This is a genomic window from Clostridium hydrogenum, from assembly GCF_021432385.1.
Classification (GTDB): domain Bacteria; phylum Bacillota; class Clostridia; order Clostridiales; family Clostridiaceae; genus Clostridium_S; species Clostridium_S hydrogenum.
The window spans coordinates 987,107-1,008,223 of the sequence record NZ_JAEACT010000004.1; the positions used below are offsets into that span (position 1 = coordinate 987,107).

Consider the following 21,117-nt stretch of genomic DNA (forward strand, 5'->3'; position numbering starts at 1 on the left):
TCTAAATCTCTAAAGCCTTAAAAAATTTTCCACTAAGTTTTATACAATTTTCTTTTAGAAATTTTTTCGCCACTATTCCCTAACATCATTTTTTTCCTACACCTACCAAAGGTTATTTGATTAATCCAACTACATCTTTGTTTCACAATATATAATTATTTTCTAACAAATTAATACCGTAATTTTAATGATTTCAGTAATAATTATTGTTTCTGTACTGCACCAAAATTCCCTAGGCACACTAATATTCTTGATTAATCTATGTCTTAGAAATGGAGCACAGAAATTAATAATATAGGTTCAAGAATCTTAATGGGCTTACACCCAAGCCTCTGGTATGTGTTCTTACATTAAACCACTGTAATTGCCAAGTAAGAGCGTTCTGGAACGATTTAAATAACAGCTTATAAATCTTAGAGGAATATTCTTAAAATCCTTAGAGCCTTCAATCTATTTGACCATTAGTGTGGCATTACTGTTGTTCAGCAAAGCTGAACAACAGTTAAGTTTAAGATTTACCTGACGTAAGGAAAGGTAAATCATCCTTCATTGTACTCTGTACTTTGTACTCTGATTCAATGTTCCAGAATGCTCTTACTTCCAATTTATTTTAGATCTATTGCAGTAGAAGTACTATCATCTATTCTCGCAGAATCTACTTTGCTAAGTGCACCATTAGAAGTGGTAAATATATTTTTAGAGATTACCGTATTCATTACTGAAAGTATTTGATCTTTAGTAACATCATCTTTTACATTTGGAACCTTTAGTGCTACCTTTTTACCTGTCTCTGTCAAAAAATTCATAACTAAACTCTTAGCCATTTAAACCCCTCCTTAAAAAATTTATTTATTGATTTAAAACTTTACTATAGTCAACTTTCTCTATTGCTGTTACTGTTACAGACATTAATGATGCTAACGCATTTCCAACCACGTAAATATTATCATCTGATGCTGAAAGATCTACCTTTGAAAATTTGATTGTTTTAGATATGTCCTTTCCATTGCCCCCCTTTCCTGTAGTATAAACTAGCTGCATTGTTGTTTGAAATTTAGTAGCATTAGCTGCCATATTATCAACCCCTTTCACAATGTATATATGCTTAATTATGAAAAGTGCTCAAAACTTTTAATAAATATTAAACCAAAGTACAATGAAGGATGATTTACCCTCCTTACGTCAGGTAAATCCTAAAACAAAAAAGAGTTCAGCTTCGCTGAACCCTTATAGGTTTGGGCAACGCCCATTAAGTTTTAAAATTTTCCATACCAACGGAAAATTAACCTTCACTGTACTTTGTACTCTCTACTCTGTACTCTGCCTCTATCCCTTAAATCTGTACCCTACTCCCCAAACAGTTTCTATGTATTCAGGATTTGAGGTGTTTTTTTCTACCTTTTCCCTTATTTTCTTTATGTGAACAGTTACTGTCGCTATTTCGCCAAAGGAATCCATGCCCCATATTTTATCAAAAAGCTCCTCTTTACTAAAAACTCTATTAGGGTTTTGTGCTAAAAATACAAGAAGATCAAATTCCTTGCTTGTAAATGCAACTTCTTTTCCGTTTACTAAAACTTTTCTTGATGCTTTATTTATATTAATACCTCTAATTTCAATTTCTTCTTCTAAATTACTTCCATCAGCTGTAAGCCTTTCATATCTATTTATATGAGCCTTAACCCTTGCTACAAGTTCGCTTGGGCTGAATGGCTTCGTCATATAATCATCTGCGCCAAGACCAAGTCCCCTTATTTTATCTATATCTTCTTTTCTTGCCGAAACCATTAAAATAGGTAAATTTTTAACCTTGCGTATTTCCTTACAAATATCAAACCCATTTATCTCCGGCAACATTAAATCCAATATTACAAGATCATACTTTTGTCCTATGGCCGCCTCTAGTCCTTTCTTACCTGATGTTTGTATATCCACTTCAAAATCGCTTAACTCAAGATAATCCTTTTCAAGTTCAGCAATGCTTACTTCATCTTCAATAATTAATATCTTCTTCATAATATAATCACCCCACAAAACTTAATAAAGATATACAACTTGTAACATTTAAATTGCTAATACTAAGTTTATCCTGACAAATTACAATTTTTAGAGCAGAGTACAAAGTACAAAGTACAGAGTACAAAGAAGGATGATTTACCTTTCGCGTTGCTTAGGTAAATCTTAAACTTAAATGTCCTCAGCTTCGCTGAGCGCCATCGATGGCGCGATTGCGCAGCAATAAAAAAATAAGTTTTCAGATTTTTCGTAGTGCTAACGGAGAAAAATCGTCCTTCATTGTACTTTGTACTCTGTACTTTGTACTTTGGCTTCTCCTCGATAAATTGTAATTTCTATACTTCAACTGATATATCTCTACAAATATTATACACCATAAAATTATTGCAAACCATGGATGTACAGTTTCAACAAACAAAATCATTTGCATCATAATGTCAAATACTTAGCACATTTCTATAAAAATGATTTTAAACTTTTAATGCAAAACAAGTGTATCACAGGATGACTTAAATAAAATTTTATAAATCTTAGATTTTTAAAGTTTTTCGTCTTAGATTTATTAATTTTATTTAATATCCTGTGATACACTTGCTTCGCTTTGTTATCTATTCAAATCTTAATGCTTCCATAGGACTTAATTTTGAAGCCTTATTTGCTGGGTACATTCCAAATACAACTCCAACAAGGATTGAAAATCCGACGGCTGCTAGAACTACGTTTGATGAAATTACTATATTCATCTTTAAAATTTTCTGCACAATATATGCCGAGCCATAACCAAGGAGTACACCAAGTATTCCACCAGCGGCACTTATTCCTGCTGCTTCTAAAAGGAATTGGCAGAGTATTGTTCTTCTCTTTGCACCTATTGCTTTTCTGATTCCTATTTCTTTTGTTCTTTCTATTACAGAAACAAGCATTATATTCATTATACCTATACCACCTACAAGTAATGATATTGCTGCTGTTCCTGAAAGCATTGCAGTTAAACTGCTTGTAGTCTTAGTTGCTGTATCTAATATACTTGATTGATCAAAAATTCTATAGTTACTGTTATTTGATGATCCGCTTTGTGTGCTACCGAACTTAGTATTTAAGAAAAGTTGTAAATACCCCATTGCTTCATCTACAGTATCTTTACTTTTTGCTTCAACATAAAAGGTTCTTACGCTAGTAGTCTTTGTAAGTCTTTCCGCAGTGCTTAGAGGTACTATGATTCTATCATCACCTGAACCAGCTGCAGAGCTTCCTTGTGCTGCAAGAACTCCAACTATTTGAAAATCAACGCCATTTACATTTATAGTTTGACCTACAACATCAGTTGAGCTGTAAAGTTCATTTGCAACATCAATTCCAACTACAGCAACTTTATATCTATTGTCTACATCTCTTTGATTTATAAATCTACCAGAACTTACACTTAAACTTCTTATTTCTGCATAGCTTGGAGTACTTGCTTCCATACTAGTACTTGCTGTATTGTCACCAGCTTTTACATTAGCAGTAGAGGAAAGTTCAGGAGCTATTGATTTAATCCCCGGTTTCTTCTGTATTTCATTCAAGTCATTAGTTGAAAAAGATTTATTTCTGTTGCCAGTTATACTTACTGTTATCAAGTTTGTTCCTAAACTCTCTATTTGCTGAGAAACGCTTTGTGTAGTTCCTTCTCCCATTCCAACAAGTACAATAACAGAAGCTATACCAATTATTATGCCAAGCATTGTAAGAAATGATCTTACTTTATTTGACCATACTGATTGTAATGCCATCTTGATAAGTCGTGAAAATTGCATATTTTAGCCTCCTTTTTTTTTATTGGCTATGTTTTAAATAAGTGTTGATTTTCGCACTTATTTAAAACATAGCCTTTTTATTTTATACGGCTTTATTTATTTCATCAGAAGTGATTTTACCATCCATTACTGTGACCATTCTTTTTGCTTGTTTTGCGATATCTCTATCATGGGTTATTAGGACTATGGTATTTCCTTCTTTATTTAAAGCTTTAAGCATTTCCATTACTTCTTTTCCTGTTTTACTATCTAAAGCACCTGTAGGCTCATCTGCTAATATTATTTCAGGTTTTGTGGCAAGGGCCCTAGCAATAGCAACCCTTTGCTTTTGTCCGCCTGAAAGTTCAGCTGGCTTATGCTTTATGTGAGAAGTTAATCCAACCTTTTCTAAGGATTCTAAGGCTCTTTTTCTTACTTCTGAACTCTTAAGTCCTTGGTATATAAGCGGCAATTCCACGTTTTCAAGCACGCTTAGTTTTGATAGTAGATTATAGTTTTGAAATATAAAACCGATCTTCTTATTTCGTATTTCTGCAAGTTTGTTATCATTGCAATTTGTATTTATTTCATCTAGAAAATATTCTCCGGAGGATGCGTTGTCAAGGCAGCCAATGATGTTCATGAGTGTTGATTTTCCTGCTCCAGAAGGTCCTACTATTGATACAAATTCACCCTTTTTTATATCAAGGTTTATATCAAATAAGGCTTTATACTCATTTTTACCCATTTTATATACTTTATTTACATTTCGCATCTTAATTACTAAAGCCATAATTTTCACCTTCCCTTAAATGCTATTTTCCAGATCCGCTATTGCTTGATGAATTACTTCCGGAAGAACTGTTTGAATTTCCGCCGCCATTTCCGCCGCTTCTACTTCCACTTCCGCCACCGAAACCACCATAGCTTCCGCCGCCAAGTCCACCAAAGCCACCGCTTGATCTTTGAGAAGATGTACTGCTTACTTGAGGCAATTGTATCATAACTTGTTGTCCTTCAGTAAGACCAGAAGTTATTTCAACAGTAGTTTCATTTTCAAGTCCTGTTTGTACTTCTACAAGTTTTCCACCAGCCATTGATACTCTGTTGTTTCCGCCAAAAGAGCCATTTCCACCTGAACCGTTTCTTCTATAAGAACCATTTCCACCATTACCTTGAGAACTTCCACCGTTACTATTTTTGCTCCAAGAACCTTGAGTAGATGATGAATCTGTACTATTAGTTTTTAACATAACATATTTTTTGTTATTTCTTTCAATAAGAGCTTCTATAGGAATTGTAAGTGCATCTGCTTTTGAAGTTACTTTTATATCTACATTAGCAGTCATTCCAAGTTTTACACCATCTGGATTATTTACATCTACAATTACATCATAAGTTGTTACATTATTAGTTGTTGTTCCCATTTGAGATATGCTTGATACAGTTCCCGTATATGATTTATCACTTATAGCGTCAAATTTAATATCCGCTGCTTGTCCTACCTTTACTTTAGATATATCAAGTTCATCAACTTGAACATCTACTTTCATTGAACTTAAATCAGCTATTGTTAATAATGCTTTTCCTGGTTGAACACTATCTCCATTGTTGTCATTTTTTGCCACAACAACGCCGCCAATAGGTGCTGTTAAAGTCATTTGATTTTGTTGCTCAATTTTACTATTTAAGTCATTTTGGTCTGATTGAAGCGTTAATTCCTGCATTTGCTGATCATTAGCATTTTTTGCATTGTTTACTTGAAGCTGTTGCTGCTGAACTGTTAAATTAGCCTTGCTTACTGCTTGGTCAAGGCTATCATCTTGAACCTTTGCAAGAGTATCTCCCTGCTTTACAGTATCGCCTACATTTACATTTAAATTTTGAACTGTTCCGCTGTTATTTGCCACTACATCCTTAGTTTGATTTGCTTCTGCAGTTCCTGTCGCTGATACAGTAACATCAATATTGGATTTCTGTGCTGCTACTGAATAATATCTAGTAGTATTGCTGGCAGCCTTTGCCTTTGATGATTTATTATAAAAATAGTATCCACCGCCACCTATTAAACAAACTATTAAAACTGCGCTTATTGCCTTTATAACTTTACCCTTCATAAGATTGACCCTCCTAATTATTTTGAATTTTTATTGAAAATATCATATTTGTGCCAACGCCTTCTTCACTTTCAGCCCATATTCTTCCTCCATGCTCTTGTATTATTTTTTTACATATTGCAAGTCCAAGCCCGCTGCCACCTGTCATACTGTTCCTTGAAGAATCTTCTCTATAAAATCTATCAAAAACATATGGAAGAGCTTCTTTTGATATCCCCTTACCATTGTCTTTTACCCCTATAATTACCTCATCTTTGTCAAGTTTCATTTCAACATCTATCTTTCCATTTTTTTTATCCATATACTTTATGGAATTTGAAATTATATTTGTTAAAACTCTGCCTATTTGTTGAATATCAAGCTCTACACTTATTTTTTTTGGTAATTTGTTAGTATATGAAAATTTAAAATTTTTCTTTTCAACATCTAAACTGAGTTCTTCCATAACATCTTCCATATAATTTCCAATATCAACTTTCTTAAAATCAAATGGAAGTTTATTTAAATCTAACTTTGAATAAGTCAAAAGTTCATCTATTAGATAATCCATGCTTTGTGCTTTAGTGTAAATAGTGTTTATATATTTCTCCATCTTTTCTGGACTATCTGCCACCCCATCTTTGATTCCTTCTACATATCCCTTTATTGAAGTTATTGGTGTTTTTAAATCATGTGAAATATTTGATATAAGTTCTTTTCTATTATTTTCATATTGAGCTTGCAGTTCTATAGATTTTTTAAGCTGCTTCCTCATACTATCAAAGGCTTCACACAAATTACCTATTTCATCTTTTGATTTAGCTTTAACTTCAGAATCTAAATCTCCATTTTTTATGTTTTCTGTTCCTTTTTTTAATTCTTTTAAAGGATTAAGTATGGAGCGTGAAACAATAAAGGTAAGAAGCCCTCCCATAATAGAAATTATTAAAATTGCAGATATAATTAATTCCACTAAAAATTCCTTGTATAAACTAATTAATCTACTTGCATCTACTATAAAAAATATGCTTCCTTCTGTACCATCTGAGAAACGAACTGAATATTGTCTTCCCATAAGTTCACTTGAAACCATGAAGAAATCACCCAATTTATCTGAACTTTTATAATCTGATTGCTCTACTTTAGAAATAACTTCTGAATTATTTGATTGTTCTACTTTAGAAATAACTTCTTTATTCTTTGTTTTTTCACCATTGAATATTATACTTTTTCCTTTTTTTAATATCATAAAGGTGTTTTTCTTCAAAAGATCATCATTTGTTTTTCGAAGTAAATCCTTATCATTTAATTCATCAGGATACTTAGCAAAATCTTGAGATATCTTTCCCAATCTCATTAAATTTATAGCATGAATTTCATATGGAGTAAAAATTACTCCTCTCCTTCGTTGGACTATATCATATTCATTATGAATTTTTGTTAAATATAAACTCTGTATACTGAAAAAGGTTATTGCAAATAAAATTAGTGGTACTAATAACATGGCTATATTAGATAAAACAAGTTTAGCTTTTATAGACAACTTATCTTCCTCCTTATCAAAAGAGTATATTTATATCTTATCCTAATAGAATTAATTTAAAGTAAACTAAATATAAAAATTCTATAAAAAAGTATTAAACCAAAGTACAAAGTATAAAGTACAGAGTACAAAGAAGGATGATTTTCTTCCGCTTTGCTACAGAAAATCTTAAAACTTATCTTTTGATTGCTTACGCAATCACTTTATTACTGTTGTAAGCTTTGCTGACAACAGTTAAGTTTAAGATTTGCCTGACGCAAGGAAAGGTAAAAAATCATCCTTCACTCTACTCTCTACTCTTTGTACTATTTGTCTAAGTACTGTAAAAAATCATGCGGCAAACTTATATTTATAAAACCATTATCTTTATTAGAGAACTCAATACTAAAAGAAATTGCTATTGTAGAATAATTTTCAGATAATAGCTTATCCTCACCTAAAGATATAAACTTATTGACATTATCAAACCCGTGTATTATTCTTTCAAGCAACTTCTCAGTTAAGCTAATAATTTCTGTTAAAAGTTTTCTTTTATCATTAAAACTACCTGACACATATATATTAATAGGTAAACTCGACACGTTATACTTAATTACTCCTATATCGCTATCTTCACTCATTAATGTTTTAAATTCACTTATAGTAACATTTTGTATTGTTACAAATCCTAGCTTACAGGTAATATTTAATCGGCTATACAAACCCCGTGAAAATTCTTGTAACGATTCAGAAAATTTATCTTTTATATAAGTTATGTCCTCTAAATCAACTGCTTCTGGACCATTAATGTAATCTTTATTTTCACTTACACTATCATAAAAAATATTATTTATAGCTTCCTCCTCTTGTCTCTCATCTTTAAAAATAATCAAATCAATTTCTTCTTGTTTTAATGCTCTTATATGGACCTTTTCATTAGATTCTTTTTGAAGCATATTTGCAATATTATTAATTCTCTCTATATTAATAGTCTGTTCTCCTTCCATAGCTTCAATTAATCTCATACTGGATATTGGTTTTGAAACAAAGTCTCTTGCACCAAGCTTAATACTTTCTAGTACAATGCTAACCTTACTCATCGCAGAGCACATAATTATTTTAGCATTTTTATGCTCGTCCATAATCTTACTTGCTGCACATATTCCATCCATCTTAGGCATTGTAACATCCATTATAACAATTTCAGGTCTTAGCACATTATAAGCTGATACAGCCTCTTCGCCATTTGAGGCTTCACCAACTACTGTATATCCATAATCTTCTATAATATTTCTTATCATTTTTCTAGCAAGTACAAAATCATCAACTATAAGTACTTTATCTTCTCTCATTTTAAATTCCTCCCTATTAATTTTAGAAATCCTCTTTTCCAAAATTACATAACGCTCCTTAAGCTTGTCCATGTTTTCTTGTAATTCAATAAGTTTTTTCTCCAGCATAGGTTTTAATCTTTTGCCATTTTCATCCTTCACCAAAATTTTTATTTCTTCTAAAGAAAATCCGTATTGCTTAAGTTCTAAAATAAACGTAATATCCTTAATTTGAGGATCTGAATAATATCTATACTGATTAGTGTTTTCTACGAAGTGCGGCTTAAGAAGTCCAATTTCATCATAATACCTTAAAGTATTTGCCGATATATTTACAATCCTTGAGATATCCCCTATAGTATACATTGTAGACAACTCCTATAATTTATTATTTTATTCTATGGCCATGTTTTAATTGTAAACCTTAACCTTACACTAAGGTCAATAGACATTTAATTTACAAAAATAAATTCTTTAGACTATGTTTTAAATCCAACCAATTAAATCTGCTGCACTAAGGATTCTTCAAGTATAATTAGTGCAAAAAACTTTCATAGATATACAACTTAGAACATTGAAATTTGAAATACCAAGTTTATCCTGACAAATTACAATTTGTCGAGCAGAGTACAGATGACAGAGTACAGAGTACAGTGAATGATGATTTGCCTTTCGCTTCTCTCAGGTAAATCTTAAACTTAATGTTGTCAGCTTCGCTGAGCGCCATCAATGGCGCAATTGCGCAGCAATAAAAAAATAAGTTTTCAGATTTTTCGCAGTGCTAACGGAGAAAAATCATCCTTCGTTGTACTCTGTACTCTGTACTCCGTACTCTGTGTTAAATTGTAATTTATCAGGATGAATCTGGCATTAGCAATTTTAATTTTTCAAATTGTGTACCTACTTACATATTGTACTCTGCTTCAAATTGTAATTATGGTATACTTAGTATAAGATGCATGAGGAGGAAACTATATAAATGAAGAATGATATACAGATTAATAGATATTTAGAAAAGGCAGAGGAGGCTTTTAACGAGGATAAATTAATTAAAGCCTTAAATTTGTATAACAAAGTTTATGAACTTTCAAATGGTGAAAATTTGGAAGCACTAATTAATTTAGCTTTAATATATGACTCCTTAGAAAAAGTAGAAAAGGCCAAGGAATATTATAGAAAGGCTTTAAGCATAGACGATTATGAAGAAAGAGCCTACTATGGTTTAGCTACAATATATGACGATGAAGGCCAATACGAAGAAGCTATAAATTTATATAATAAAGCTATCTATATAAATCCAAATTATTATGCAGCTTATTTCTTCCTTGCAAATGCCTATGATGTATCGGGTAAAAAAAACTTGGCAATAGAAACCTATAAAAAGCTTTTAAATTTAAATCCAATGGATTTTTGGGCAAACTTAAATTTGGGCTCCATTTATGAAGAACAAAACGAGAATAACCTTGCATACAGATTGTTTTCAAAGGCTTTAAAAATAGAACCAAATAATTATTTAGCCTTATTTAATATGGGTGTAATTTATAGCAAGTTTAATATGATAGAAAAAGCTATTAATTTCTATGAAGCATCTATTGAAAGGAATAGTTCTTATTCTTATAGTTACTTAAATTTAGCTATAATTTATAAATATAAAGACACAAAAAAAGGTATAGAAATTTTATCAGCTGGAATTAATAATTGCAGTGAAGTACACTTTTTATACTACAATAGAAGTTGCTTTTATGCTTTACTTAATGAAGAAAATAAGGCATGTGAGGATATAATCGTGGCTTTAAAATTATATCCTAAGTTTTTAAAATACATTTTAGAGGACGAAGAATTAAAAAAAGTTAGAGAATTAGACTCGTTTAAAAAATTTGCTATGTTTAAATAAGTGTGAAAATCAGCACTTATTTAAAACATAGCCAAAAAATTTATAAGCAATTAGTTTAGTACTGTGAAAGGTCTGTATAATAAATGGATAAAATCAATTCATATAAACTTCGTATTGAAGCCGCATTAGAGTATCTAGATAATAATATTGATTCTGACTTATCATTACAAGCATTGTCTAAAATAGCTGGTTTTTCACCATATCATTTTCATAGAATTTTCTACGCAATAACTGGTACATCTTTGCACGAATACGTTTTAACACGAAAGCTTAATATTGCCGCAAGCCAGCTACTTTATGAAACCTGCGATATTACTAAAATAGCTTTAGATAGTGGCTTTTCAACTCCAAGTGCATTTTCTAAAAATTTTAAAAAGCTATTTAGATGTACCCCTACACAATATAAAGCTTACAAAGAACGAAAATATCCAGTTAGATTTGCAAAAATATCATTTCCTGAATATACCTATGATAGCCATATAGATAAGTGTTTTTATGAAACCACCTTATCAAACTTAAAAACTCTCTGTATAGGTGTAACTGGATTATCTGAGTCCTTTGAAAATCCTGAAATTGAAAAAGCATATCATGAAATCTTTTATTGGCTAAAAAAAAATCCACTAAATAGTGAAATAAAAATTTGCGGCATAACTGTTGATACGCCAGAAGTACAAGCATTAGATAGCTGTAAATATTATGCTTGCGCTGCTGTAAAGGATTATGTATTTACCGACACTCTAACTTTTCGTACCTTTAAAACTTCTGGCCAATATATATGCTGCAAAATGAATCGCAATCAAAAAAATTTTGCCGAGATTTTTTTCAAATATATGAGATATCTCTACGGTTTTTACCTAGTACAGCATCAATTGCTGCCTGATTTCCGTCCTTTTGTGGAATTTTACGGAGCAGATGCAAATAACAATATTACAATTACTTTTTGCGTACCCGTAAAAAAAGCAAGAAATGAACAGTAAAATACCTCCTAAAATATTAAAGTTAAATAGGAGGTGTTTTTATGGAATCAACAATGTTAAAAAACATAGATACCGTAAAAAATAAAGGCATAAAACTAGAAACAATTTTAAAAGATAGATTAATTCTTTTAGAAAAATATAAAACTTACAATTCAGTTGTAGCTTATAATGAAACAGAACTTTTATCACAAGCAATGAAAATAGATGGCAAAATTCAAGCAGGTAAAAGTGTTGGCAAACTTTGTGGCGCAATCATTACAATAAAAGATAATTTAGATGTAAAAGGTCTTCCCTCTACAGGCGGCATAGAAAAATTTAAAAATAGCATTGCCTCAGAAGATTGTTCTGTAGTAAAAAATTTAAAAAGTGAAGATGCTATCATCCTAGGTAAAACAAATATGCCTGCTGCTGCAATGGACATGCAAACCTTTAATGCTATTTATGGCAGAACAAATCATCCTGACTTTCCAGAGTATACTTGCGGAGGCAGCAGTGGTGGAGGAGCTACTTCTATAAAATTAGGTATTAGTGATGCAGATATTGGCAACGACTTCATGGGCTCTATTCGTGTTCCAGCTCACTTTTGTGGTATTTATGGTATGATTGGAACCGATAAGGTTATTCCCTTAGAAAATATTGTAGGTGGGAAACCATATGGAAGCACTATGTCAAACATTCTTCGTATAGGTATTCAGGCAAAAACTCTTGAAGATATTGATTTTTTATTTAATGTACTAGCAAATAAAAGCATGCTATTTCCTTCTACCTATAGTAATAATCCTATAAAAATTATTTATACAGAAAACAGTAGTGGTTTACCTTTATCTGAAGATTATAGGTACGTTTATACTGAATATATAAATAAACTGAAGAGAAATTTTCAAGTAAAAAAAATAAATCAAGACGAATTTGATTTTTCAAAAGCACGCGATTGTTTCTTAAAGCTTATTTATGGTAATATGTCAATTTCTCTGCCACCTATTATAAGGTTTTTACTAAAATGGAAAATGTCTTCCAAACTTAGAGACTTTTTATTATCGGAAGAAGTTAGAGAAAAGTGCATAATGCAGCTTGATTCTCTATTTGATAATTATGATATTTTAATATCTCCAGTTACAGTCACTCCAGCATTTAAGCACAAACTTCCTATTAAAACAAGAGGATATCAAGTAATTTACGACGATATGCTTGTAGATGGCAAAAAAGTTTCTTATGCTACTGCTAATATGGGATATACAACCCCCTTTTCCCTAACCTCAAGTCCTGTCATTGTTATACCGATTGGAAAATCTAAAGAAGGATTGCCCATAGGAGTACAAATCGTTGGCAGAAGATTTCATGATTTAGACTTAAAAAAAATTGTAACAGTATTGGATCAAAATATATAAGCCTGTGATAAATAAAGAGTTTAATATATATAGTGGCTGTCACACTAAAATTATGTTTAAATATATTTAGTTCAACAGCCCCATTATTGAAGCTATATACCAATACAAGAGTTTAAATTCTTTTGTCACTAGTTATCAATAACTCCCATTCATATACTTTAGTTTTATATAAACCTCTTGCAATTATGGGATCTTTTTCAGCAATTATTTTAGCCTCTTTCAAATCCTTAGCTTCAAATATAATCAACCCACCTTCAGCATTATTAAACCCGCCACCAGCAAAATATCTTTCCGCTGCAATACCTTTCAAATATTCTACATGATCCTCAAAATCTTTTGAAGTAGTCTTTAATTCACCTTTTTCGTAATCAATTCTTACAAACAATTTGTCCCCTTTTTTCATATCACTTTCTCCTCCATTATTTTCATCGTTGATGATAAATTTTGTGCAAAACTCATAATATATGCTTTTCCCTTTTCGTCTTTTTTAATATCTCCTTTATTAATTCCAACACCAATATTCCAATAATTAGACCCTGGTATAAGCATTTCATTCACAAGATAAAAATCGACTAGTGAATTTATAGTTGTCAATTGTCCGCTTTCCCCACCAACGGCAATCGGACCTCCTATCTTTTTTGACAACGTATGGTTATTATTATAAGAAACATAAGTTAATCTTTGAATAAAAGCCATAAGTAAAGATGTTGGCATACCTACATACACAGGACTTCCAATAACAAGTCCTTTATTTTCTAAAACCTTACTATAAATACTATTAAAATCATCATTTTGAATACATTTATTAATACCTATACACTTATCACAATTTATGCAATGATTTATTTTCTTCCCAGACAAACTAATGAATTCCGTATTTATGTTATTTTTTTTCAATTCAATGTTCAATATAGATAACAGTAGCTCTGTATTACCATTTTTTCTTGGTGAACCTGAAATTATTACCACTCCCATAGATATCCTCCAAAAATTATAATTTATTTCACTTCACCATTGTAATAAATTATATATGACAGCATCATGTCATATATAATTTCCTCGCGATTGAAATTTTACGTTTTTTAATAAATATCCTAAACATTTATCTTATGAAATTCGTAAATATTTTATCTTCCATCTTATTTTCTTCTACCTTACCTTTTGCTGTTTCAGAAAGTTTTAATAACCATGCCATATTCTTACCTAAAACTCTCATTATTTGCATTCCTTCTTCATCCTGTACTGTTTCTCCTGGTTTTGTACCGTGAATCACATTCCAATAATTTGATGTTGGCATTATCATTTCTGAATAATTTATATAGTTGTTTACTGGGTCCACTAAATATTATTCTTACTTAAAGGACGATTGCAAATAATACTGTACTTCATGGTAATATATATTTGGATTATCTCTCGTTTTGGATTTTATTTCTAAAATATAATTTTCAAACTCAATATATTACCATTAATTTCTGCTGCAACTTTAGCATTTATTTTTTCAGCTAGTAGTTTAACTATGGCAAGTCCAAGTCCAGTGCTACCAGAACTTCTTGCTTTATCCGCTGTATAAAATTTTTCAAATAGTAAATCTACATTTATATTTTTAGGAGCTTCAACTTTATTTTTAAAGCTCAATTCAACATGTTCCTTTTGAACAAGTGAAATTTTAATATATCCATTAGCATATTTTAGTGTGTTAGATATTAAATTTTGTATTATACGCTGTAAAATTAACTTATCAGCTTCTATAAATATAGTAGTATCTGGCACATCAAAAATCGGTTGAATATTTGCATTTTTAAAAGAATAAATACTGGAGAGCATAATCTCTGAAATAAAATTATTCAAATTAATCTTTTCCAATTTTACATTAACATTATCATTTTCAATAATAGTTATTTCAAAAAAACTTGTAATTAAATTTTGCAGAAGCTCAGATTTCTTCTTTAAAATATCTACTTTTTCTTTTTGCTTATCTGATAATTCACTCTTCTCCAATAGTTGAAGATAACCCATTATAGATGTAAGCGGTGTTCTTAGATCATGAGAAATGCTTGCAATAGAATCTTTAAGCTTTTGTTCATTCCTGAAAACATCTATCCTGAGCTGCCTTTGAAAATCAATATTTCTATTAATATTACTAGCCAAGGCTTCTATATCCCTATCAAGTAACGATATATCTATTTTCTTCTCCGTCTTACCTTCGGATATATTTTCTAATTGTTTTCCTATGCTTTTTATTTGTGTTTTTAAGTAAAATATATAGAACATCAATAAAATCATAGAAATGCTTAGTAGAATTAAGATTATCATCATGCTCATCCTTTAGCCTTATTTAAGTTCACATCTTCTAAATATATTATAACTTAATATTAACATAATACTTAGTAGTATTGCTGCATATAAAGAAAATCCTATAAATTTCACCAGCGAATTGCTTTGTAAAATTGTTCTAAGTAGTATCATTGGGTGCATAGATATTGGTAATCTCCATCCCCTGCCATAAGCTATATACACTGCATTTATAAAAATTGTAATCACCGAGGCTATAATAGTTCTAATTGTATCTTTAAATATTACTGCCCAAAATATTATGGCTGAAAATATAACAGCATATAAGAGTATGGTGCAAATCATAATTTTTATTAAAGTAAATACAGACTCCAAAACTGGTGCATTCCAACCATATTTTAGTGTAACAGCAGCAGCACCCGAAATTGAATAAATTATTGTTGCTATAACTGAAATACTAAGTATTGAAATAGCTTTACTAAAAAACACATTACTTCTACTATTTCCAGCTGTTATTTTAGGCATTATAGTTCTATTTGAAAAACTTTTTCCTATTAAAAGCGCAGGAAAGGCAGAAATCAAAAGACAAGTTCCTGGTGCATCATAAAGCATTGCTATTAGCACCTCATATCCGCCTTGTTTCAAATTAAAATAATTACATTCTATATATCCACTTCCAGAAAATATCCCATAAAATAAAGGAATAACTAGCATACATAAGCAAATAAAATCATGCCTAAACTCATACAATTCCGTTTTTAATATCTTTATCATTTAACTTCACTTCCTTCTAACGCAATTCTGCTCTTTTGAAGCATAAATATGAACCTGCTAAAAAAAATATTATTGTAGTAATGGAAACTACTCCTGCTTCTTCAAATTGCCCTTTTATTAAAGGTCTATATAAAATCAGACGCATCTCTGATAATGGTAAAAATCTTATCCAAGTTGTTTTTATAGAACTGCTTGCTAACATTTGAATATTTAAAATATACATAAAAACTGAAATTCCAACCGTTTTTCCAACATCTCTAAATATAAAAGCCATAAATATAATCACACTTGATGCAGCCATTCCCAATAAAGCTGTTATAAAAAAGGTTTTTATTAGGATGGCTCCTTCACTAATAAATTCATTATGAATACTATGTAAACTATAATTAAAAATCAAATTTACAAATGGAGCCATTAAAATAATGAAATTAACTCCAATAAAATACACAATAACCTTACAAAAAAATATCTTTAATCTGTTGTGCCCTGCAGAAACTTCATTATTTATAGTTCTATTTATAAAATCATTTCCAAAAGATATAGATCCAAGTAATATTGGAAACAACATTAAAATACATGTACAATAAAAACTAATACTAATAATTTGGTCTTTCGCAACACGTGCCTTACCATCTTGAGACATCATAACTCCGAGAGCTGTACTGATTATGAGTATAACCCAGAAACTTTTACTGCGAAACATTTTATAAAGCTCTGTTCTAAGAAGGTTAATCACGTTTATCCCCTCCAATTCTCTTAATAAAATAATCTTCAAGAGAATCTCCAGCTAAAGATATACCTGTTATTATTAAATTGTTTTTAGATAGTTCTCTTGAAACAGATTTTATATCATCTAAATAATCATATAATCGAATTGTTTTATCTGGCATTACTTGATAGTTTTCAGCATGCAATTTTTCTTCTAATATAGTGGTTGCACGTGCTACATTATCAACTTTAATTGCAATATGCTTTTTACATTTTTCATTAAGTTCTTCTAAAGTTAAGTTTTCTAAAATAACTCCATGGGAAATAATAATATAGTGATCTGCCGTTTGATAAAGTTCTTCAAGAATGTGACTTGATATTAGTATAGTCATGCCTTTTTCTTTATTTAATTTTTTTATAAGTTCTCTTATTTCAACAATTCCAACTGGATCAAGTCCATTAACAGGCTCGTCCAAAATCAAAAATTCCGGGTCATTAATCAACGCAATTGCTATTCCTAATCTCTGCCTCATTCCTAACGAAAAATTTCTCACAGTTTTTTTTTCTGTATCCTTTAACCCAACTAATTCTAAAGTATTTTTAATAACTTTTTTATCCGGAATACCTCTTTGCATACGTTGAATCTCTAAATTTTGATATGCTGTCATATTAGGATATAGCGCTGGAGTTTCAACCATACAGCCTATACGCTTTCTTTGCTCTTGAAGCTTTTTTTCTCCAGTTTCTCCAAACAAATAAAGTTCTCCAGAAGTTTTAAAAGACAGTCCAGTAATAAGTCTTATTAAACTCGTTTTTCCTGCACCATTTTGTCCAATAAAGCCATAAACATTACCCTTCTCAAGCTTTATATTTACATTATTTAGTGCCAATGTATTTCTATACTTTTTAGTTAAATTCTTGGTTTCTAAAATATATTTCATAAGCTTCGCCCCTTCGTTTTACAGATAAACCGTTTCAACTTCCAAAATCAATTTGCATCATAATGCCTAGAAGATGACATTTTGATACAAATTAATTTTGAAGTTTCAAGCATTTTATCCTTACCTATACTTTAATTTTAAAATTCTAGTTTAAAGAAATCCTTAAATAAATTATAAAGAAAACCTTAAATCATTCCCAAAATTCCGTAGGCACTAAATTTTTTACCTTGAACTACCGTGAAATGTGAAGTAAGTGCATTGAAGGATGATTTATAAAATTTTATTTAAATCATCCTTCAATGCACTTACTTCACATTAGTTTATACCCCATCCCCCAAATAGTTTCTATATACTCCTCATTGGGGTTTGCATTTTTTAATTTGCTTCTGATATTGCTTATGTGAACATTTAATGTATTATCCTCACTAAAATATTCTTCATTCCATACACTTTCAAAAAGATTAGCTTTTGAAAACACCTTTTGCGGATGCTTCAATAACAATACTAAAATTTCATACTCCTTTAAAGTTAAAACAAGTGCAGTTCCTCTTACTGTTACTTTCTTTTGTTCTGTATTTAATACTATATCCTTATAAATTAAAATTGATTTTTCTAAGCTTTCATTCGCGCTGCATCGTCTTAAATTACTTTCTATTCTTGCAAGTAGTTCATTTAAATCAAAGGGTTTTGTTACATAATCATCTGCACCTAATCGCAGCAAATCAACCTTAGTATGTACAGTATCTTTTGCAGACACCACAATAACAGGTGTATCTAAAAATGTTCTCATTTCTCTTAATATTTCATCACCACTTTTAAAAGGAAGCATTAAATCCAATATAACCAGATTAAAAGTATAATTTCTTATTTCTTTCATTCCCTCTATGCCACTACAAACAGTTTTTACAGCATATCCACTTTCCTCTAAAAATTCCTTGAGTAAATTACAAATTTCTAAATCATCTTCTATAATTAAAATCTTCTTTTCCATTATCATCACCAACCAAATAACTAATTAATTACTCTTATTATATACTAATATCATAAATATAGCATATAATGTAAGTATTTATATAAATCAAAATCTATAGTATGGGTATAACTTTCCTTATCCTTTATTATTTTGGGCACATAATGATGTATACTTTCACAGTTTTCAAACAAAAAAAACACCAATCCATTAAAGATTAGTGCTTCTTTTTAATTGGCTATGTTTTAAATAAGTGTTGATTTTCACACTTATTTAAAACATAGCTTCCTTTAGTATGTTAGGCTATTTTCAAATATTAAATGTCACCAAGTGTTGCAACCATTACTGCCTTTATAGTATGCAACCTATTTTCAGCTTCATCAAATACCATTGAGTATTCACTTTCAAATACTTCATCTGTAACTTCAAAAGGTTCAACGCCAAACTTGTCATAAACCCACTTTGCATCTATTGTATTTAAGTCATGGAAGGATGGCAAACAATGTGTAAATTTTACATTTGGATTCTTAGTCTTTTTAATAAGTTCCATATTTATCTGATAAGGCATTAAAATACTAAGTCTTTCCTTCCATATCTCATCATCTTCACCCATAGATACCCATATGTCATTATATAAAACATCAGCATTAAGAACAGCATCGTCCACATTATCAGTTATTGTTACACTTCCGCCCGTCTCTTTTGCAATATTTATACACTTTTCAGCAAGAGTTTTATCTGGAAAAAGCTTTTTCGGTGCAGCAATAACAAAATTCATACCCATCTTTGCAGCACCAATCATAAGCGCATTTGCAACATTATTTCTTCCATCACCGCAATATACTAATTTTACTTCGTTTAATGGCTTATTAACCTTCTCCTGTATTGTAAGAAAATTTGCAAGTGTTTGAGTTGGATGATCTGTATCCGTTAATCCATTCCATATAGGTACTCCAGAATATTTTGCTAAAATCTCAACACTTTCTTGTTCAAATCCTCTGTATTCTATTCCATCAAACATTCTTCCAAGAACTCTTGCACTGTCTTTTATAGATTCCTTTTTCCCTATAGGACTTCCTGCCGAACCTATATAAACTGGATGTGCGCCTTGATCATATGCTGAAATTTCAAAAGAACACCTTGTTCTAGTAGAATCTTTTTCAAATATAAGCGCTATATTCTTTCCTTTTAAATACTGCTTTTCACAACCTTCATACTTATCCTTCTTTAGTTTTTTAGCAAGCTTTAAAAGATAATCTATTTCTTCTGGACTATAATCTAAAAGTGTTAAAAAACTTCTATTCCTTAAATTCAATTTTAAGGTCCCCTCCCCTATTTATACTTTTATTTATATTACATTAAATTGATTACTTGTGTTATAATTATTCATTCTTTTGAATAATTATAACATACTGTATCAAAATGTTCAAGATGAATTTTACCAGCCATAAAAAAATTCAGTAAATAGAATTTTTCACTATGTTCATATTTAAGTTAATTTCAATGGGGCCGTCGAACAAAATACTTTATACGGAAATAAAAAAATACGAACCATTATTCAGAGTACAGCTGAATAATGGTTCGTATTAATTTTAAGTTACGTATCAAATAGTATTAGCTCGACAGCCCCATTATCTTTAATTTAAAATGCATATTCTTGCATAGGTTTTTCTAATTTTCCTCATATTCATCTATAATTTTTTTTGCTATATTCTTAATAACACTTGCCTGTGCTACCAAATTCATAACAACTAAAAATACTAATATTCTTTCCTCATTTTTTTCATCAAGTTTAAACCCCTTTATTATCTCTTGAAGCTTATTATTGCTTAAGTACTGTTCATTAAATACATTTTCAAAATAATTTTTTTGAACATCTGCGAACACTTTATATGCCTGCTCCCATGATATTATATCATCACTTCTATCATTTATTTCATTAAACGCAAGATTAAAAACTTTCTTTATCTCTTCTGTTGTAAGTACAGGTCTCATATAACTTAAAAGTAAAAGTTGTGCCACATGTTCCTTTGTGTATCCTTTCTTTTTTCCATCTTCAGGCTTAGATATAACACATCCTTTTATATAATTTTGAACTATGTTTTTAGTATAATTTTCATTTTGAAATTTATCATTTAAAAAATCAATAACTTGAGATAAAAATAAATCAAGATTTGGAAGTTCTTCATACTCTATTGTACTGCTCTTTGACATATCCTCTACTAATTTTTTCATTTTTTCTATATTAAATTTTTCTTCCATGATTTCTTGCCCTCCCATCTTACTTCAAAATACAAATCACAAATATAGTTAAACTAGCTCAACTATTAAAATTTAATGCTCTATAGCTCAAATCTATATTTATCGTATTTTGTATTTTGTATTCTTCACTTACAATTCCTACAATCTTAATAATTCCATTATAAGTTATTC

At 30.3% G+C, this 21,117-nt stretch carries 20 protein-coding genes and 1 pseudogene; 3 read left to right on the forward strand and 18 right to left on the reverse strand.

The window, feature by feature from the left end; genetic code table 11:
- Positions 1 to 605: 605 nt before the first annotated feature.
- From CUEA01_RS22715 to CUEA01_RS25235, 8 genes are all read right to left on the reverse strand, one after another.
- Positions 606 to 824 carry a DUF2922 domain-containing protein gene (locus CUEA01_RS22715; RefSeq protein WP_234124509.1) on the reverse strand — a complete coding sequence of 73 codons (219 nt, stop codon included), beginning with the start codon at positions 822 to 824 and terminating at the stop codon, positions 606 to 608.
- A gap of 25 nt (positions 825 to 849) precedes the next feature.
- Positions 850 to 1,074 carry a DUF1659 domain-containing protein gene (locus tag CUEA01_RS22720; protein ID WP_234124511.1) on the reverse strand — a complete coding sequence of 75 codons (225 nt, stop codon included), beginning with the start codon at positions 1,072 to 1,074 and terminating at the stop codon, positions 850 to 852.
- Positions 1,075 to 1,326: 252 nt separating this feature from the next.
- Positions 1,327 to 2,016, reverse strand: coding sequence for a response regulator transcription factor (locus CUEA01_RS22725; protein WP_234124513.1), 690 nt, complete (start codon positions 2,014 to 2,016; stop codon positions 1,327 to 1,329).
- Between the two features lie 608 nt (positions 2,017 to 2,624).
- A complete protein-coding gene (locus CUEA01_RS22730) occupies positions 2,625 to 3,812 on the reverse strand; it encodes an ABC transporter permease (protein WP_234124515.1) in 1,188 nt (395 codons plus the stop codon).
- An 82-nt stretch (positions 3,813 to 3,894) separates the two neighbouring features.
- Positions 3,895 to 4,584 carry an ABC transporter ATP-binding protein gene (locus tag CUEA01_RS22735; protein WP_234124517.1) on the reverse strand — a complete coding sequence of 230 codons (690 nt, stop codon included), beginning with the start codon at positions 4,582 to 4,584 and terminating at the stop codon, positions 3,895 to 3,897.
- A gap of 22 nt (positions 4,585 to 4,606) precedes the next feature.
- The gene (locus CUEA01_RS22740; protein WP_234124519.1) at positions 4,607 to 5,908 is read right to left on the reverse strand and encodes an efflux RND transporter periplasmic adaptor subunit; all 1,302 of its coding nucleotides are present in this window, start codon (positions 5,906 to 5,908) and stop codon (positions 4,607 to 4,609) included.
- 13 nt (positions 5,909 to 5,921) lie between these two features.
- A complete protein-coding gene (locus tag CUEA01_RS22745) occupies positions 5,922 to 7,430 on the reverse strand; it encodes a sensor histidine kinase (RefSeq protein WP_234124520.1) in 1,509 nt (502 codons plus the stop codon).
- 305 nt (positions 7,431 to 7,735) lie between these two features.
- A complete protein-coding gene (locus CUEA01_RS25235; protein ID WP_234124521.1) occupies positions 7,736 to 9,106 on the reverse strand; it encodes a response regulator in 1,371 nt (456 codons plus the stop codon).
- Between the two features lie 613 nt (positions 9,107 to 9,719).
- On the opposite strand from CUEA01_RS25235, the gene CUEA01_RS22755 reads away from it, so the two are divergent.
- The 3 genes from CUEA01_RS22755 (at position 9,720) to CUEA01_RS22765 (ending at position 12,999) form a co-directional block, all read left to right on the forward strand.
- The gene (locus CUEA01_RS22755) at positions 9,720 to 10,634 is read left to right on the forward strand and encodes a tetratricopeptide repeat protein (RefSeq protein WP_234124522.1); all 915 of its coding nucleotides are present in this window, start codon (positions 9,720 to 9,722) and stop codon (positions 10,632 to 10,634) included.
- 83 nt (positions 10,635 to 10,717) lie between these two features.
- Positions 10,718 to 11,611: a helix-turn-helix domain-containing protein gene (locus CUEA01_RS22760; protein ID WP_234124523.1), complete on the forward strand. Its 894-nt coding sequence runs from the start codon at positions 10,718 to 10,720 to the stop codon at positions 11,609 to 11,611.
- Between the two features lie 41 nt (positions 11,612 to 11,652).
- The gene (locus CUEA01_RS22765; RefSeq protein WP_234124524.1) at positions 11,653 to 12,999 is read left to right on the forward strand and encodes an amidase; all 1,347 of its coding nucleotides are present in this window, start codon (positions 11,653 to 11,655) and stop codon (positions 12,997 to 12,999) included.
- Between the two features lie 112 nt (positions 13,000 to 13,111).
- On the opposite strand, the gene CUEA01_RS22770 is transcribed toward CUEA01_RS22765, so the two are convergent.
- From CUEA01_RS22770 to CUEA01_RS22815, 10 genes and pseudogenes are all read right to left on the reverse strand, one after another.
- The gene (locus CUEA01_RS22770; protein ID WP_234124526.1) at positions 13,112 to 13,402 is read right to left on the reverse strand and encodes a YciI family protein; all 291 of its coding nucleotides are present in this window, start codon (positions 13,400 to 13,402) and stop codon (positions 13,112 to 13,114) included.
- Complete coding sequence (locus CUEA01_RS22775) at positions 13,399 to 13,974, reverse strand: flavodoxin family protein (RefSeq protein WP_234124528.1); 576 nt, start codon at positions 13,972 to 13,974, stop codon at positions 13,399 to 13,401. Before CUEA01_RS22775 ends, CUEA01_RS22770 begins: the two co-directional genes overlap by 4 nt.
- Positions 13,975 to 14,101: 127 nt before the next feature.
- Positions 14,102 to 14,335 (reverse strand): annotated as a pseudogene (locus CUEA01_RS22780) (flavodoxin family protein); the annotation flags it as partial.
- A 95-nt stretch (positions 14,336 to 14,430) separates the two neighbouring features.
- A complete protein-coding gene (locus tag CUEA01_RS22785) occupies positions 14,431 to 15,312 on the reverse strand; it encodes a sensor histidine kinase (protein ID WP_234124530.1) in 882 nt (293 codons plus the stop codon).
- A gap of 18 nt (positions 15,313 to 15,330) precedes the next feature.
- Complete coding sequence (locus CUEA01_RS22790) at positions 15,331 to 16,065, reverse strand: ABC transporter permease (RefSeq protein ID WP_234124532.1); 735 nt, start codon at positions 16,063 to 16,065, stop codon at positions 15,331 to 15,333.
- Between the two features lie 16 nt (positions 16,066 to 16,081).
- The gene (locus CUEA01_RS22795) at positions 16,082 to 16,801 is read right to left on the reverse strand and encodes an ABC transporter permease (RefSeq protein ID WP_234124534.1); all 720 of its coding nucleotides are present in this window, start codon (positions 16,799 to 16,801) and stop codon (positions 16,082 to 16,084) included.
- Positions 16,794 to 17,714, reverse strand: coding sequence for an ABC transporter ATP-binding protein (locus CUEA01_RS22800; protein ID WP_234124537.1), 921 nt, complete (start codon positions 17,712 to 17,714; stop codon positions 16,794 to 16,796). Before CUEA01_RS22800 ends, CUEA01_RS22795 begins: the two co-directional genes overlap by 8 nt.
- A gap of 310 nt (positions 17,715 to 18,024) precedes the next feature.
- Positions 18,025 to 18,705, reverse strand: a complete 681-nt coding sequence (locus tag CUEA01_RS22805) for a response regulator transcription factor (RefSeq protein ID WP_234124539.1) — start codon at positions 18,703 to 18,705, stop codon at positions 18,025 to 18,027.
- Between the two features lie 295 nt (positions 18,706 to 19,000).
- Positions 19,001 to 19,999 (reverse strand): ornithine carbamoyltransferase, encoded by a 999-nt coding sequence (gene argF / locus CUEA01_RS22810; RefSeq protein WP_234124541.1) that lies wholly within the window; start codon positions 19,997 to 19,999, stop codon positions 19,001 to 19,003.
- Between the two features lie 356 nt (positions 20,000 to 20,355).
- Positions 20,356 to 20,946, reverse strand: coding sequence for a DUF1836 domain-containing protein (locus tag CUEA01_RS22815; protein ID WP_234124543.1), 591 nt, complete (start codon positions 20,944 to 20,946; stop codon positions 20,356 to 20,358).
- Positions 20,947 to 21,117: the final 171 nt, after the last annotated feature.

What these genes read in the sequence shown, in the direction of transcription:
- CUEA01_RS22715 (WP_234124509.1), bottom strand. Translation starts at nt 824, where the DNA reads ATGGCTAAGAGTTTAGTTATGAATTTTTTGACAGAGACAGGTAAAAAG.
- CUEA01_RS22720 (WP_234124511.1), bottom strand. Translation starts at nt 1,074, where the DNA reads ATGGCAGCTAATGCTACTAAATTTCAAACAACAATGCAGCTAGTTTAT.
- CUEA01_RS22725 (WP_234124513.1), bottom strand. Translation starts at nt 2,016, where the DNA reads ATGAAGAAGATATTAATTATTGAAGATGAAGTAAGCATTGCTGAACTT.
- CUEA01_RS22730 (WP_234124515.1), bottom strand. Translation starts at nt 3,812, where the DNA reads ATGCAATTTTCACGACTTATCAAGATGGCATTACAATCAGTATGGTCA.
- CUEA01_RS22735 (WP_234124517.1), bottom strand. Translation starts at nt 4,584, where the DNA reads ATGGCTTTAGTAATTAAGATGCGAAATGTAAATAAAGTATATAAAATG.
- CUEA01_RS22740 (WP_234124519.1), bottom strand. Translation starts at nt 5,908, where the DNA reads ATGAAGGGTAAAGTTATAAAGGCAATAAGCGCAGTTTTAATAGTTTGT.
- CUEA01_RS25235 (WP_234124521.1), bottom strand. Translation starts at nt 9,106, where the DNA reads ATGTATACTATAGGGGATATCTCAAGGATTGTAAATATATCGGCAAAT.
- CUEA01_RS22755 (WP_234124522.1), top strand. Translation starts at nt 9,720, where the DNA reads ATGAAGAATGATATACAGATTAATAGATATTTAGAAAAGGCAGAGGAG.
- CUEA01_RS22760 (WP_234124523.1), top strand. Translation starts at nt 10,718, where the DNA reads ATGGATAAAATCAATTCATATAAACTTCGTATTGAAGCCGCATTAGAG.
- CUEA01_RS22765 (WP_234124524.1), top strand. Translation starts at nt 11,653, where the DNA reads ATGGAATCAACAATGTTAAAAAACATAGATACCGTAAAAAATAAAGGC.
- CUEA01_RS22770 (WP_234124526.1), bottom strand. Translation starts at nt 13,402, where the DNA reads ATGAAAAAAGGGGACAAATTGTTTGTAAGAATTGATTACGAAAAAGGT.
- CUEA01_RS22775 (WP_234124528.1), bottom strand. Translation starts at nt 13,974, where the DNA reads ATGGGAGTGGTAATAATTTCAGGTTCACCAAGAAAAAATGGTAATACA.
- CUEA01_RS22785 (WP_234124530.1), bottom strand. Translation starts at nt 15,312, where the DNA reads ATGATAATCTTAATTCTACTAAGCATTTCTATGATTTTATTGATGTTC.
- CUEA01_RS22790 (WP_234124532.1), bottom strand. Translation starts at nt 16,065, where the DNA reads ATGATAAAGATATTAAAAACGGAATTGTATGAGTTTAGGCATGATTTT.
- CUEA01_RS22800 (WP_234124537.1), bottom strand. Translation starts at nt 17,714, where the DNA reads ATGAAATATATTTTAGAAACCAAGAATTTAACTAAAAAGTATAGAAAT.
- CUEA01_RS22805 (WP_234124539.1), bottom strand. Translation starts at nt 18,705, where the DNA reads ATGGAAAAGAAGATTTTAATTATAGAAGATGATTTAGAAATTTGTAAT.
- CUEA01_RS22815 (WP_234124543.1), bottom strand. Translation starts at nt 20,946, where the DNA reads ATGGAAGAAAAATTTAATATAGAAAAAATGAAAAAATTAGTAGAGGAT.